Annotated in this window: 15 protein-coding genes; 14 read left to right on the plus strand and 1 reads right to left on the minus strand. The window is 27.5% G+C overall.

The genetic code is table 11. The features are described 5' to 3' along the window. Positions 1-16: 16 nt before the first annotated feature. From EJL03_RS00730 to EJL03_RS00740, 3 genes are all read left to right on the plus strand, one after another. Complete coding sequence (locus EJL03_RS00730) at positions 17-1,006, plus strand: YeiH family protein (protein ID WP_125152053.1); 990 nt, start codon at positions 17-19, stop codon at positions 1,004-1,006. Positions 1,007-1,289: 283 nt separating this feature from the next. Next, positions 1,290-2,696, plus strand: coding sequence for an MFS transporter (locus tag EJL03_RS00735; RefSeq protein ID WP_125152054.1), 1,407 nt, complete (start codon positions 1,290-1,292; stop codon positions 2,694-2,696). 74 nt (positions 2,697-2,770) lie between these two features. After that, positions 2,771-3,472, plus strand: coding sequence for a lysoplasmalogenase (locus tag EJL03_RS00740; protein ID WP_125152055.1), 702 nt, complete (start codon positions 2,771-2,773; stop codon positions 3,470-3,472). 77 nt (positions 3,473-3,549) lie between these two features. Here the strand turns inward: EJL03_RS00740 and EJL03_RS00745 are convergent, their stop codons facing one another. After that, a complete protein-coding gene (locus EJL03_RS00745) occupies positions 3,550-4,851 on the minus strand; it encodes an NCS2 family permease (protein ID WP_125152056.1) in 1,302 nt (433 codons plus the stop codon). Between the two features lie 836 nt (positions 4,852-5,687). Here EJL03_RS00745 and EJL03_RS00750 point away from each other — a divergent pair. From EJL03_RS00750 to EJL03_RS16530, 11 genes are all read left to right on the plus strand, one after another. Then, positions 5,688-6,833 (plus strand): AI-2E family transporter, encoded by a 1,146-nt coding sequence (locus EJL03_RS00750; RefSeq protein ID WP_125152057.1) that lies wholly within the window; start codon positions 5,688-5,690, stop codon positions 6,831-6,833. A gap of 193 nt (positions 6,834-7,026) precedes the next feature. Further along, positions 7,027-7,179 (plus strand): hypothetical protein, encoded by a 153-nt coding sequence (locus EJL03_RS15890; protein ID WP_164508962.1) that lies wholly within the window; start codon positions 7,027-7,029, stop codon positions 7,177-7,179. Between the two features lie 29 nt (positions 7,180-7,208). After that, positions 7,209-8,129 carry a glycoside hydrolase family 73 protein gene (locus tag EJL03_RS00755; RefSeq protein WP_125152058.1) on the plus strand — a complete coding sequence of 307 codons (921 nt, stop codon included), beginning with the start codon at positions 7,209-7,211 and terminating at the stop codon, positions 8,127-8,129. Positions 8,130-8,298: 169 nt separating this feature from the next. Then, entirely contained in the window at positions 8,299-9,684 is a 1,386-nt protein-coding gene (gene hydA, locus EJL03_RS00760; RefSeq protein ID WP_125152059.1) for a dihydropyrimidinase, read from the plus strand. Between the two features lie 420 nt (positions 9,685-10,104). After that, a complete protein-coding gene (locus tag EJL03_RS15895) occupies positions 10,105-10,254 on the plus strand; it encodes a hypothetical protein (protein ID WP_164508963.1) in 150 nt (49 codons plus the stop codon). A gap of 236 nt (positions 10,255-10,490) precedes the next feature. Next, positions 10,491-11,918, plus strand: a complete 1,428-nt coding sequence (locus tag EJL03_RS00765) for an NAD(P)/FAD-dependent oxidoreductase (protein ID WP_125152060.1) — start codon at positions 10,491-10,493, stop codon at positions 11,916-11,918. Positions 11,919-11,937: 19 nt separating this feature from the next. Then, the gene (locus EJL03_RS00770) at positions 11,938-13,191 is read left to right on the plus strand and encodes an NAD(P)/FAD-dependent oxidoreductase (RefSeq protein ID WP_125152061.1); all 1,254 of its coding nucleotides are present in this window, start codon (positions 11,938-11,940) and stop codon (positions 13,189-13,191) included. Positions 13,192-13,238: 47 nt separating this feature from the next. Next, on the plus strand, positions 13,239-13,607 hold the full coding sequence (locus tag EJL03_RS00775; protein ID WP_125152062.1) for a DUF1667 domain-containing protein: 369 nt from the start codon (positions 13,239-13,241) through the stop codon (positions 13,605-13,607). Positions 13,608-13,781: 174 nt separating this feature from the next. After that, positions 13,782-14,015 (plus strand): FeoA family protein, encoded by a 234-nt coding sequence (locus EJL03_RS00780; protein WP_125152063.1) that lies wholly within the window; start codon positions 13,782-13,784, stop codon positions 14,013-14,015. A 264-nt stretch (positions 14,016-14,279) separates the two neighbouring features. Continuing rightward, complete coding sequence (locus tag EJL03_RS16525) at positions 14,280-14,465, plus strand: methyl-accepting chemotaxis protein (protein ID WP_279222053.1); 186 nt, start codon at positions 14,280-14,282, stop codon at positions 14,463-14,465. A gap of 122 nt (positions 14,466-14,587) precedes the next feature. Further along, a complete protein-coding gene (locus tag EJL03_RS16530; RefSeq protein WP_279222041.1) occupies positions 14,588-14,713 on the plus strand; it encodes a hypothetical protein in 126 nt (41 codons plus the stop codon). Positions 14,714-14,851: the final 138 nt, after the last annotated feature.

Consider the following 14,851-nt stretch of genomic DNA (forward strand, 5'->3'; position numbering starts at 1 on the left):
TTTTAGGAGGATTTTTATGAAAGATTTAAAAGAAAACTATAAAGGTATTATTTTTAGTTTTATAATTGCGTTAATTTCAACAGGTCTTGGGAAAAAACTCCCTATAATTGGGGGGGCTGTTTTTGGTATTGTAATTGGGGTAATAATAAACAATACTATAGGTAAACCTGATTCAACTAAAAAAGGAATTGCTTTTGTATCTAAAAAGGTTCTTCAATGGTCAATTGTTTTATTAGGAGCAGGACTTAGTTTTAATCAGGTTAAAGAAACTGGTATGGAGTCTTTATCAGTTACTGTAGTTACTATAAGTGTAGCTTTTTTGTCAGCATTTTTAATAGGAAAGTTTTTAAATGTACCAAGTCATTTAAAATCATTAATAGGAGTGGGAACAGCTATATGTGGTGGTTCAGCTATAGCAGCCATATCACCAATAATAGAAGCAGATGAACAGGATATTGCATATTCAATTTCAACTATATTTTTCTTTAATATTATAGCAGTATTAATTTTTCCACCTCTTGGACATTTATTGAATTTAACAGATAAAGGTTTTGGATTATGGGCTGGTACAGCTATAAATGATACATCATCTGTGGTAGCCGCTGGGTATGTATTTAGTAATGCAGCAGGAGAGTTTGCAACTATAGTAAAGCTTACTAGGGCTACACTTATTATTCCGATTGCCCTTATATTTGCGTTAATAACTGCTTACAGAAAAAAACAAGAATCCAATTTTAGATTAAAAAAAATATTTCCTTGGTTTATATTATGGTTTTTGATAGCATCAATATTAAATACTGTTGGAATAATTCCTAAGGTTTCGATTCCTTATATAAATGAAGTAGGTAAGTTTATGATAGTTATGGCCCTTTCGGCAATCGGACTTAGTGCTAATTTTAAAGATATGATTAAATCAGGAGTAAAACCTATATTTTTAGGGCTTATTGTATGGTTTAATGTAGCAGTATCAAGTTTGATTGTCCAGCATTTTATGAAACAATTATAATTAAAACGCTTATAAAGTTATAACGATTAATTAGATATTAAATATGAGGATTTCCTTTTATGGGAGTCCTTTTAAAGTTTTCTTTTATAAAAATAAAAAAGTTTTATGAAACTAATAATTTAAAAAAATTTTAAATAGATTTTTATGTAGAAAAATAGGATAAATAATATAAATTTACTTAATAATTTAATTAGATTGATATAAATCAAAAAATATGTTACATTTTAATAATGTTACTTTTAAATTTAAAGTAAAAAATTTAATGAAGGTAGGTACATAATTAATGGATAATAAAGTTTATGAAAATAGATGGTTAATTTTAGCTATTGTAGTTATACAACCTTTTATGGCTTGCTTAGATGGAAGTATTGTAAACATAGCACTGCCCATTATGGCGAAAAATTTTTCTGTGTCTATGGCATCCATAGAATGGGTGGTAACAAGTTATTTAATAATGATTTCTGCAGCTATTTTATTGTTTGGAAGACTAGGAGATGTAAAGGGAAAAACTACTATTTTTAAATATGGATTAGTAGTTTTTGGATTGGGGTCTTTGCTTTGTGGTATTTCTAATAATTTGATTTTACTTGTAATGTCAAGAGTGGTTCAAGGGATAGGGGCATCTATGACAATGGCCACGAGTCAAGGTATAATAACTCAGGTTTTTCCAGCTAATGAAAGAGGTAGGGCTTTAGGCATTTCTGGAACATTTGTGGCTTTAGGTACCATGATTGGTCCTCCAATTGGTGGATTTATTATATCTGCATTTAGTTGGCAATATATTTTTTTAATAAATGTTCCAGTAGCAATAGTGGCTTTTATATTTGCCATGGAAATACTACCTGTTAATAAGGAAATAGTTAAGCAGAGAATAGATTTTTTAGGTGCAATATTATTCTTTATATTTACAGTGTTAATATTTAGTGCAATGATCATAGGGCAACAAATAGGATATAGTAATAGATTTATAATTTTAAGCTTTATAGTTTCTATTATTTCATTTATAGGTTTTATAATGGTACAGAAAAAAGTAGAGGAGCCTTTGTTAGATTTATCTATATTTAAGAATAGGGTATTTTCTACTAATATATTATGTGCTTTTATATCTTTCACGGCTTTAAGTTGTGTTAACATAATTCATCCATTTTATCTTCAAGATGTACTAAAAATTACCCCTGGGAAAGCTGGTATAATTATGATGATATACCCAATAACCCTTTCATTAATAGCCCCTTTAAGTGGGTATTTATCAGATAAAATAGGAAGTAAAATACTAACTTTAAGTGGATTATTTGTTGTTACTTTAGGATTTTTATTTATGTCTACTTTAAAAGAGAATACTAGTATAATTTATATTATTTTATTTGTTGCTATGTTAGGGCTTGGTAATGGATTATTCCAATCTCCTAATAATTCACTAGTTATGTCTACTGTACCTAAAAATAAATTAGGCATTGCAGGAAGTGTTAATGCGTTAGTTAGGAACTTAGGATTTGTTTTTGGGGTATCAGCCTCAACTACAATTTTGTATAATAAGATGAGTTCTAACATTGGATACAGGGTTTTAGGCTATGTAAGTGGCAGAGAGGATGTATTTGTTTATGCTATGAAGTGGGTTTATATGGAAGCTGCCATAATATGTTTTATTGCATTTAGCTTTTCCTTAATTGATAAGCTTAAAAAAAGATAAATTTATATATCTGTTCTAAATAAAAATGCTTACACTATATATTATAGTGTAAGCATTTTTAGGTGTGAAATAAATTGAATAATTTTATTTTTCTTATTTTTATTTTACAAATTTGTGTATTTATAAAACTTATAATTAATTTACTCAAAAGAAAAGATGAGTATGCAAGTGATACAACTATACCTTTAAGAGAAAAATTAATATTAAGTACAAGTTGTATAGTATGTGCAATAATTGTATATACAAATAATACTACTTATTATTCTATATTTGTACTAACAGGTATGATAATATCCTTTTTCGGAGATTTAGCTATGGCGGGTGTATTAAGCTTTTCTAATAGATTAATAGGTGGTATGACATTATTCGGATTAGCACATATATGTTATTTTGTTGGATTTATTTTTACTATAATATTTATGGGCAAATTTAAAATAGGTATTAGTATATTAAATTTGTTTATATTAATTATATTTATATGTATTTGCAATAAGTTTATTAGAAATAAGTTTAATGGGGATATAGATACATTTAATATAGGAGTAGTTTATTCAACTTTAATTTTAAATATGGCTATTAATGCTTTATGGCTGGCTTTTGCATCTCAGGGAAAATTTATAATTACTTTTATAGGAGCAAGTTTATTTATAATATCAGATGGTATAATAGCATTTATGGAAAGTCAACTATTTCAAATAAAACATTCAGGACTTGTTATATGGATAACATATATTGCAGCACAGATGTGCATTATAATTAGTCCAATAATTAAATAATATAATAAAAAATGCGACTATTATAATATAAGTCGCATTTAGGCTGTTTTTTAAATTTAATTTAGTAACAGCTTTTTTTATATGAAGAATTTTAGTATAAACAATACTGCCAATATATAAGTTGCTATAGATACTTCTTTTCCTCTGTTTGTTAATAATTTCAATAACACATAAGAAACTACTCCAAATATTATACCATCAGAGATATTATAAGCTAACGGCATCATTATTATAGTAAGAAAGGCTGGAATAGCTTCAGTAAAATCTGACAAGTCTATCTCCTGTATAGGAGATAGCATAAATAATCCAACTAAAATAAGTGATGGCGCAGTAGCTGCCGATGGGATCATTAAGAATAATGGAGATAAAAATAATGCTAAAATAAACATTATTGCAGTAGAAACAGCTGTTAAACCCGTTTTACCACCGGCTGCAACTCCTGATGCACTTTCTACAAATGTAGCTACAGTGCTGGTACCAAAGCAAGCTCCTAATGTTGTTCCAATAGCATCTGAAAGTAAAGCTTGTTTTGCTCTGGGTACATTTCCATTTTCATCTAACATTCCTGCTTTAGTAGAAACACCTACTAAAGCTCCTACAGTATCAAACATATCCATAAATAATAAAGTGAATAATGCTATAAACATATCTTTACTTAATATATCATTCCATTGGAATTTCAAAAATATAGGACTTATACTAGGAGGGGCACTAAAAATAGAATTTGGAAGTTTAGTTATTCCCATAGGTATTCCTATTAGAGTCGTAAGTATAATTCCAAGTAGTAAGGCTCCATTTACATTTTTAGCAAGAAGAACTCCTGTTATTATTAACCCTATAATTGCAAGTAATGCTATACCATTTGTTATATTTCCTAATGATAGTATTGTACCTGATTTAGGGTGCAATACTATTTGAGCATTTTCTAATCCAATAAATGCTATAAATATGCCTATACCTACAGAAATTGATTTTTTAATATTATTAGGTATAGAGTTCATTATAGCTTCTCTAATATTAAAAGCGGAAAGTAATATAAAAATTATTCCTTCTAAAAAGGCTGCAGTTAATGCGAATTGCCATGTGTGGCCCATTCCTATTACAATAGTGTAAGCAAAAAAGGCATTAAGTCCCATGCCTGGCGCTTGGGCAAAAGGCAATTTTGCGTATATTCCCATTAATAGGGTTGATACTATTGCAGCAAGTGCGGTGGCTGTAAACACGGAATTAAAATTCATGCCAGTTTCTGATAAAATTGCTGGATTAACTATTAAGATATAAGCCATTGTCATAAATGTAGTTATTCCTGCTAAAATTTCTGTTTTAATTGATGTTTTATTTTCTTCTAATTTAAAATACGAATTTAATAAGTTATGCATGTTATTCTCCTTTGCTTTATTTTTGCACTCGTACATATTAACAAAAACAAATATTAAAGTCAATAATATCTGCGAACGTTCTTATAAAAATATACTTAATTTTAAGGGGTTAATATTGAATGAATTTCATATAAGCATATTTAAAAATCAAATGTTCGTAATTATTATGTTTTAGAAATTATAACAATTTCCACTAAATAAATTTTAGAATATAACGATTATTTAATTTGAAACATTAATATTAATAATTAGAAAGTAAAAAAATGAACTATAAACTAATATTTATACTTATAACTATAGGGTTTGTACTTCCTTTTACAATTATACTAGTAGTTATATTTTCTTATTTTTTTAAATCCTAATGGGAAAGTTATTTAAAATATTATGTTTTTATAGGATTAATTCTTTAATTAATAACTTTATTTACATATTAAATAAAGAATAGTTTAAAGATAATCTAACTACAGGAGAGTTAAAGTACTTGGAATAATCTCTAAAGTATTATTCCAAGTACTTATGAAATAGCAGTAATTACTAAATATATGTAATGAGAGTAGAAATTAATAAAGAAATAAATGGTTTATTCAATAGTGTCATGGTGAAAGTAATGCGGAGATTTAGAAAATATATTTTAGAAATTATTTATAAATTTATTATTAAAGTAAAAAATGATATAAATGAGTATAAAATATATTTTATATTAAATTAATGTAAATTTTTTTATTATGTATGTAATAATGTATATGGCAGTGTTAATATTATTTTAAATGGCATCACTTTTTTGTATTAATATGTTATAATTTGGATATAGTTTATCTAGAGGGAGTTGATAAAAGTTGCAGTTTCACAAAAATAGGATTTTAAGATATTTAGATATAGTTATAGCAGTGATAATTGGATTTATATTAATAAAATTAATAAATAATTATAATGTGTTTTTTTCTTTTGTAAGTAAGTTTTTTTCTATAATTTCTCCCTTTATATTTGCTATGATAATAGCGTATATATTAAATCCTATAATGAATTTTTTAGAAAGAAAATTTAAGTTAAAAAGAAGTTTAAGTATTTTGATTACATATTCTTTAATAATATTTATTATAGCTATTTTTTTAATATATTTAATGCCTAAAATTACATCTAGTATCATAGATATCGGGAAAAATATTCCAGAAGTTGCCACTAAATCTCAAAATTGGATAAATAATTTTATACAAAAACATGGGTTGCAAGACTATATAGTCAATTCAATGGGAGATTTTAACCTTAAACCTGATTTTTTAGTTTCAAAGGCTAGTACTATATTAGTAAATGTGTTAAATACATTATTATCTAAAACTTTATCATTTACTAATTCTTTTATAAAATGGATTTTTGGTTTTATTATATCTATATATGTTTTAGCTGACAAAGAAAGAATAATAGATTTTTTCAAGAAAATTATATATATAGTTTTTAAAAATAAAAACGGGACAAGAATAATGACTTTCTTTAAAAATATACATTATATGATAGGAATTTATATAGGAACTAAGGCATTAGATTCACTAATAATCGCCATAATAGCGTTTGTAGGATTAAATATTTTAAAATCCCCATATACACTGTTAATAGCTTTAATTGTAGGGGTTACTAATATGATACCTTACTTTGGACCCTTTGTTGGTATGGTAGCGGCCTTTATTATTAACATATTCTTTAGTCCATTAAAAGCACTTTTTGTACTTATATTTCTATTTTTGTTGCAGCAATTTGATGGATGGTATTTAGATCCGAAACTTATAGGTGGTAAGGTAGGGTTAAATCCATTCTTAATAATATTTGCAGTCACTGTAGGAGGAGGTTTTTATGGTGCTATAGGGATGCTTTTAGCAGTACCTACCATGGCAGTTATAAAGATTTATGTAGACAAATTAATGTTAAAATACAATGATATTATAAACGATAGGGTTTATTCTAAAGATATAAATAATGAAGAGAAATAATAAAACTGGGGCATGTAGTAATTAATGTATTACTATATGCCCTAATTTTTATACAATTTATTTAGAAAGGCGTATATTTTAAGAAATAATTTATAAAAAATGTAATAATTAATTAATAAATTTTTAATAAAAAATATATTCTTATAAAGTAATATGGTTATAAATAAAGGAGTATAGATTGAGGGAGATATATATGGGAAATGATAGAATTTTAGGATTAGTTATTATAATGATAAGTGTTTTATTAAGTATTTTTATATCTAACAGAAAAAATTTAAATAAAACCAAATGGATATTAGGAGATTTAGTTTTGTTAGCAGGTGGCTTTTATATTATAGTTATATAATAGGCAATTTTTAATATAGGGGGAATACAATGTGCAAAAAGAAGAAAACTTGTTTGATTACTGTATTAATTATATTTTCTGTTGCAATTTATAGTTTGAAGATATTATTAAACTATAAAGGTGTAAAAATTGATGTTGGTTATATGAAAAGATGTATAGAAATAGCAGATGAGGTTAGTTATAATAGTTTTCAAGTAAATTGGAAATATTTATATGCAATAACTTTAACTGTGAATAAAGATGAGTTAAAAAAAATAAAAGACCAGGAAATCAGAAGTATTGCTAATAGTTTTATTGTGAAAAACAATGATGCTAATAAGTTTAAAAAAAGCAACTATAAATTAAGAAGTTTGGATGAAGTTTTAACGGAAATGAATATCATAGATAAGCAAAAAGATAAGGTATATAAATATATGAATAAGCTGGAGAATAAAGCTTTAGTAAACATAAGTGTTGAGCAAAAGGAATTTATAAATAATTTAGAAAAATATGCCATAGAGGGTTATTATAATTTTGGTATACTGCCATCAATAACTATCTCCCAGGCTATATTAGAATCAGGTTGGGGAAAATCTAAACTAAGTATACAGGCTAATAATATTTTTGGAATAAAAGCAGATAAGAACTTTCATGGGAAGTCTATATTAATGGAGACTAAAGAAAACTACAAGGATGTTATAAAAGACAAATTTAGAAGTTATAATTCACCAGAGGAATCTATTAAAGACTATATGAATTTTTTGAAAGAAAATAAAAGATATAAGCAAAATGGTGTATTTGATGCCACACATTATACTAAACAAGCTAAAGCTATAGAGAAAGCAGGATATAGTACTATACAAAATAAGAAAGGTGATAAGGTATATTCACAGATGTTAATAGACATAATAAAGCAATATAATTTACAGCTTATAGATAATAAGGCACAAACCTACTATTTTAATAAATAAACAAAAATCATATATAGAATTTTAAAATATTTGAGTTTGTTTTTGTAAGATTAATCCAAATAAAAGGATAAGTAAAGAAAGAATAACTGTTTAATAAATACATATATATATAGTACAACTTTCTGTTATTACATTATAAAAATATTTATAAATAATTGGGAGGAGTGAAATGGAAAGTTATGATACTATAATAAAAAATGGTATTATTGTTACCGAAGGGGATACTGTTAAAGGGGATATAGGAATAAAAAAAGGGAAAATAGTAACCATATCTGAAAGTTTACAAGGTGCTGAGGGGAAAATTATTGATGCTTCTGGAAAGTATATTTTTCCAGGTGGTATAGATCCACATACACATATGGATATGCCGTTTTGTGGAACTTTTTCTAGTGATGATTTTATTACTGGAACAAAAGCTGCTGCATGTGGTGGAACTACTACAATAGTAGATTTTGCTATACAGCCTAAAGGTAAAACTTTGAAAGACACAGTTAAGATTTGGAGAGAAAAATCAGATAAAAAATCTTGCATAGATTACGGAATTCATATTGTAATTACAGATATGAATGATACCATTATGAGGGAAATACCAGATATAATAAAAGAAGGATATTCTAGCTTCAAATTATTTATGACTTATGATGGAATGAAAGTAGATGATGATACTTTAATGAAAACTCTTATGCATGTTACTAGAAGTGGTGGATTGACTTGTGTGCATGCAGAAAATTACTATGTTATAGACTACTATACAAAAAAATTTTTAAAAGAAGGGAAAATTGAACCTAAATATCATGCAATATCACGTCCTGAATTATGTGAAGGAGAAGCGGTAGGAAGAGCTATAAAACTAGCGCAAATATGTAAAGCTCCTTTATATATAGTTCATAATACTTGTGAGGCATCTACATCAGAGATAGCTAGAGCAAGAGAAAGAGGATATCCAGTTATGGGTGAAACTTGTCCACAGTATTTATTTTTATCTAATGAAAATTATGAAGAACCAGGTTTTAATGGATCAAAATACGTTATGTCCCCTCCTCTCAGAAATAGGGAAAACTGGCCGGTTTTATGGAAAGGATTACAAAATAACACATTACAAGTAGTATCTACAGATCATTGCCCTTTTTTTATAAAACAGAAGGAAATGGGCCTAGATGATTTTACCAAAATACCGAATGGGGTACCAGGAGTGGAACTTAGAATGTGTCTTATGTATAATTATGGGGTTAGAGAAGGAAGAATTAGTTTACAAAGATTTGTAGAATTAACTTCTACTAATGCAGCTAAAATCTTTGGGATGTATCCCCAAAAAGGAACTATTGCAGTTGGGTGTGATGCAGATATAGTTATATTTGATCCCAATAAAGAACTTACTATAACTCATAAAAATCTTAATGAAAATGTGGACTATACACCTTATGAAGGTTTTAAAATAAAAGGATATCCAATTATTACATTATCACAAGGAGAAATAGTGGCTAAGTATGGTAAATTTATTGGAAAAGAGGGAGCTGGGAAATTTATAAAAAGAGGAAAACCTAAAATTATATAATATTAAGATAATTACAAGGGTAGGTTTGAATTATGAGTTCACTGACTAAACTTACCATAACTACAGCTATTATTTGTGGAGTTGGGCGTTTATATGTAGTTTTTCTACATTTGCAGCCAATGGAAATTTAAAAGTTACACTTCTGGTACTTATTTAGGAGGAATTCTAGTTTTGTAAAAAGGTAGAAAATAGCTTTATAGGGTAATAAATAAAAGAAATAATAATAAAAATAAATTGCTTTCTTTATATTATACAGTTAAATAAAGAACTGTTTTTATAAAGGAAGCATTTTAATGTTTAATGTATTATTTTATCGAGTTTAAAATATTTTTAAAGTTATTTAAGAATTTATTATAAATAACGATAAATAACTGTAGTAATAAGGGGAATTACTTTACATGCAATAAGGGAGGGACAGTGGTGAAAAATATAAAAGGGTTTTGGAACAAGATTACTAAGGACAACTTAGAAAACGATATCAATATTAAAAAATATATAATGGATTTTGGAAAAACAAAAGAAACTATAGAACTACTAATGATGTTAAATAATAGTTTTATTATAAAATAGGTTTATAATTTATCAGTATGATAGCAGTTATATTGAAAACAATTATATAAAATAGCATAAATATTAGAAAATAAAATTATTTATAAAAATATTGAAAGATAAATATATATATGGTACAATAGTGTTGAAAAATGTTATGATTAATTTAAGGCAGAGATTAGAGAGCCTTAATTTAGGAGAGATAGAGTTCTCTCTTAAATTAAGGCTCTTATTTTTTGCCACAAAGGAGGAACAATATGTTTGATATAATAATAATTGGTGCTGGAGTTACAGGGTGTGCAATAGCAAGAGAATTATCTAAATATAATTTAAAAACATGTGTACTAGAAAAAGAAGCAGATGTTGCAGCTGGTACTAGTAAAGCAAATAGTGGAATAGTGCATGCTGGAGAAGATCCAATGCCAGGTACACTAAAGGCTAAGATGAATATAAGAGGAAATGAAATGTTTGATAAACTAAAAGAGGAGTTAGACTTTCCTTTTAAGAGAAATGAATCTTTAGTGCTTTGTTTTAATGAAGAAGATATATGTAAATTAGAAGATTTAAAACAGCGTGGACTTGAAAATGGAGTTCCTGATACCATGAGAATATTAAATAGAGATGAAGCTTTGAAGTTAGAACCAAATTTATCAGATAATGTTGTAGCGGTATTAACTCTGCCTACAGGAGGAATAGTATGTCCTTATGAATTTACAATTGCATTAGCGGAAAATGCAAATATAAATGGAGTAGAGTTTAAATTTGATACAAAGGTTTTAGAGATAGAAAAAAAAGAAGATTCATATGTATTGCAAACTAATAAAGGCAATATAGAAGGGAAAATAGTTATAAATGCAGCAGGTCTTTTCGGAGACAAGCTAAATAATATGGTTAGTGATAAGAAATATAGAATTGTTGCTAGAAAAGGTGAATATCTATTATTTGATAAGTCTGTTGGAAGCATGGTAAATAGAACATTATTTCAATTACCAACTAAAATGGGAAAAGGGGTTTTAGTAACTCCAACTGTGGATGGAAATTTACTTATGGGACCTACTTCAGTGGATTTAGATGATAAAGATAATTTAGAAACTACAGCAGAGGGATTAGGTATGATTTTTGAAAAAGCTCCTCTTACAATTAAAGAAATACCGTCAAGACAAGTTATAACGTCTTTTGCAGGACTTAGGGCTCATGAGGTATCGGGGGATTTTATAATCGAAGAGGTGGAAGATTGTAAAAATTTTATAAATGTTATAGGTATAGAGTCACCAGGACTTACTAGCGCACCAGCTATTGGTGAATATATTAGAGAAATAATAGTGGATAAGTTAAAACCTGAGAAAAATAAAGAATTTAATCCTATAAGAAAATCTATACCTAAATTTAGAGAAATGAATAATGATGAAAGAAAAGAACTTATAAAAAGGGATCCAGCCTATGGGAGAATAGTTTGTAGATGTGAAACTGTTACAGAAGGAGAAATAAGAGATTCTATAAGAAGACCTTTAGGTGCAAGAAACTTAGACGGAGTAAAAAGAAGAACGAGAGCAGGTATGGGAAGATGCCAAAGTGGATTTTGTTTAAATAAGACTGTTGATATATTAGCTGAAGAGCTAAAGACTATGCGTAAAGGTGTAACTAAATTTGGTAATAAATCAACTGTACTTGTAGATAATGAATAAAAAAATGGAGGGCTTAATTATGCAACAATATGATATTGTTATAATAGGTGGGGGTCCAGCAGGACTTGCAGCAGCAATAAAGGCTAAAGAAGAAGGAATTGATAATATATTAATACTTGAAAGGGATAAGAGTCTTGGTGGGATACTTAATCAATGTATTCATAATGGTTTTGGGCTTCATACTTTCAAAGAAGAACTTACAGGACCAGAGTATGCTCAAAGATTTATAGACAAGATATCAGATATGAAAGTAGATTATAAACTAAATACTATGGTTATTGATTTAAATGAAGATAAAATTATAACAGCAGTAAATGATGAGGATGGAATATTAGAAATTAAAGCAAAGTCTATAATACTCGCTATGGGCTGTAGAGAAAGACCAAGAGGTGCAATAAATATACCGGGTAGTAGATGTGCGGGTATATATACTGCTGGTACTGCACAAAAGTTTGTAAATATAGAAGGGGAAATGCCAGGTAGAGAAGTAGTAATACTTGGATCTGGGGATATTGGACTTATAATGGCTAGAAGAATGACCCTTGAGGGGGCGAAGGTAAAGGCAGTAGTTGAGCTTATGCCGTATTCAGGTGGACTTAAAAGAAATATAGTTCAATGTTTAGATGATTTTGGTATTCCTTTAAAACTTGCCCACACTGTTACTAAAATTGAAGGAAAAGATAGGGTTACAGGAGTTAATATATCAAAAGTAGATGATAAAATGAGACCAATAAGGGGAACAGAGGAATACATTCCATGTGATACTTTATTGTTATCTGTAGGATTACTTCCTGAAAATGAGCTTTCAAGAAAAGCAGGAGTAAAACTTGGTGTAACTGGTGGACCAGAAGTAGATGAAAGAATGGGAACTAACATAGAAGGTGTATTTGCTTGTGGGAATGTACTACATGTACATGATTTAGTTGACTTTGTTACGGAGGAAAGTTATAATGCTGGTAAAAATGCAGCTGATTATATAAAAGGTAAGAAAGTTAATAAAGAAGTTGTGGAATTAATACCGGGAAATGGAGTGTCTTACACTGTTCCAAAAACTATTCATGTAGATAATATAAATAAAGGTGTGGATATTAGGTTTAGAGTCAGAAATGTGTTTAAAGATAAATTTATATCAGTATATTTTGATAATAAGCAAGTAATTCATAGAAAAAAAAGGGTACTAGCACCTGGAGAAATGGAAACTTTAAAACTTGCAGAAGGTATGTTTGAAGAAAATCCTAACTGTAAAAATATTACCATAAAAATTGAGGACTAACGTATATAAATATTGTGTTAATATAAGTAAGAGAGAGGAGAATTTTTATGAATAGTAAAGATTTAGTATGCATAGGATGTCCTATGGGATGTGCTCTTCAAGTTGAATTAAAAGATAAAAAAGTTACAAAAGTAACAGGGAATATATGTCCTAGGGGAAAGGCTTACGCAGAAAAAGAGTGTACAAATCCTACTAGAATAGTGACTTCTTCTATTAAACTTGAAAATGGTGAAATAGATATGGTTTCTGTTAAGACAGAAAAAGATATACCTAAGGGTAAAATTTTTGAATGTGTACAGGCTATAAATAAATTAAAAGTTAAAGCACCAATAAATGTGGGAGAAATACTAATAAAAGATGTTGCCAATACAGGAGTAAATATTGTAGCTACAAAAAAAGTGAAGGCAGTTAATTAAATAGATTAAATAAAGCATGTAATGTTAAAGTTTTAATATTGCATGCTTTATTTAATATTTACATAGTAGAGAAAATGTAGTAAAATATTATTGATAATAAATATCATTATCAATAACGAAATGGTGTTTTAATTATATTAAAAATTGAACTTATTAGTTTAAGGAGGAATATATATGAATGGATTAAATGTGCCTTTAAATTTTTTGAACGAGGGAAGATTTGGCAGGGTAGAAAGTATATCTAGTGGTGAATTAATAATTAAAAAACTTATGGAAATGGGTATTGTAAAAGGTAGTACTATACAGGTTATGAAAAATGATATGGGACCTATGATACTAAGAATAGGAGAGACACGTTTAGTATTAGGTAAAGGAATGGCGCAGAAGGTTATAGTTAGGGAATGCTAATATGAATAAGTTTATAGTGCATACTTATAAAAACACTGTTACTTATTTTTTATTAATAAATTTAATAACTATAATTATTAGTAGTATTTTATTTTTGAAAGGTATCAATATTCGTAATTTATTAATGATCCAATTTATAGAAATTTTATTAATTTTTCTGTTAACCTTATTTGTAAAGAAAGTTTTTTAAAAGGAAATACTATAAAATCTATTAAAAATACAGAAGTAGTTTTCAAAGATATAGAAAAAGGTATTATAAATGTTATTAATAAATCAAAAAATGTGGAAGAGATAAATAAGATTTCGGAAGATATTATAAATATAACTAAACGAACTAATTTACTTGCACTAAATGCATCTATTGAGGCTGCTAGGGCAGGAGAACCAGGAAAAGGATTTACTAGCTTGCGGAATAATCATCTGTTAATGCGGAACATATTAAAATTATAATAGCTATAATAAGAGAGTCTATAAACGTTTTAAGTAGAGGAGCCAATACATTACTAGAGTATATTAAGTCTAATATTAATAAAGATTATAATGAATTTTTAAGTATCTGTGAAGAGTATAACGTGGATATAGAAAATATAAGTAATACTATGGTTGAAATCAGTAATACAAAAAAAGAACTTACTTTTTCTATTGGAGAAATAAATAAAGTAAAAGAAAATGTAACATTATCTATAGGAAAAGCTTAAAATGATATAACGGAAATGTCTTTTGATATATTAGATGCTGTAGATAAAATATATATAATTAAAGAAAATACCAATAATATTAAAGCTACAGAAAAATTAGATAATTCCATGGAAAAGTTTAAAACATAATGATTCCGT

The sequence above is a fragment of the Clostridium rectalis genome, assembly GCF_900626095.1.
Lineage (GTDB): Bacteria > Bacillota > Clostridia > Clostridiales > Clostridiaceae > Clostridium_AS > Clostridium_AS rectalis.

Excerpts from the sequence above, each read along its gene's own strand:
- EJL03_RS00780 (WP_125152063.1), top strand. The coding sequence starts at position 13,782 with ATGAATGGATTAAATGTGCCTTTAAATTTTTTGAACGAGGGAAGATTT.
- EJL03_RS00765 (WP_125152060.1), top strand. The coding sequence starts at position 10,491 with ATGTTTGATATAATAATAATTGGTGCTGGAGTTACAGGGTGTGCAATA.
- EJL03_RS00770 (WP_125152061.1), top strand. The coding sequence starts at position 11,938 with ATGCAACAATATGATATTGTTATAATAGGTGGGGGTCCAGCAGGACTT.
- EJL03_RS15890 (WP_164508962.1), top strand. The coding sequence starts at position 7,027 with ATGGGAAATGATAGAATTTTAGGATTAGTTATTATAATGATAAGTGTT.
- EJL03_RS00735 (WP_125152054.1), top strand. The coding sequence starts at position 1,290 with ATGGATAATAAAGTTTATGAAAATAGATGGTTAATTTTAGCTATTGTA.
- hydA (WP_125152059.1), top strand. The coding sequence starts at position 8,299 with ATGGAAAGTTATGATACTATAATAAAAAATGGTATTATTGTTACCGAA.
- EJL03_RS00755 (WP_125152058.1), top strand. The coding sequence starts at position 7,209 with ATGTGCAAAAAGAAGAAAACTTGTTTGATTACTGTATTAATTATATTT.
- EJL03_RS00745 (WP_125152056.1), bottom strand. The coding sequence starts at position 4,851 with ATGCATAACTTATTAAATTCGTATTTTAAATTAGAAGAAAATAAAACA.
- EJL03_RS00730 (WP_125152053.1), top strand. The coding sequence starts at position 17 with ATGAAAGATTTAAAAGAAAACTATAAAGGTATTATTTTTAGTTTTATA.
- EJL03_RS00775 (WP_125152062.1), top strand. The coding sequence starts at position 13,239 with ATGAATAGTAAAGATTTAGTATGCATAGGATGTCCTATGGGATGTGCT.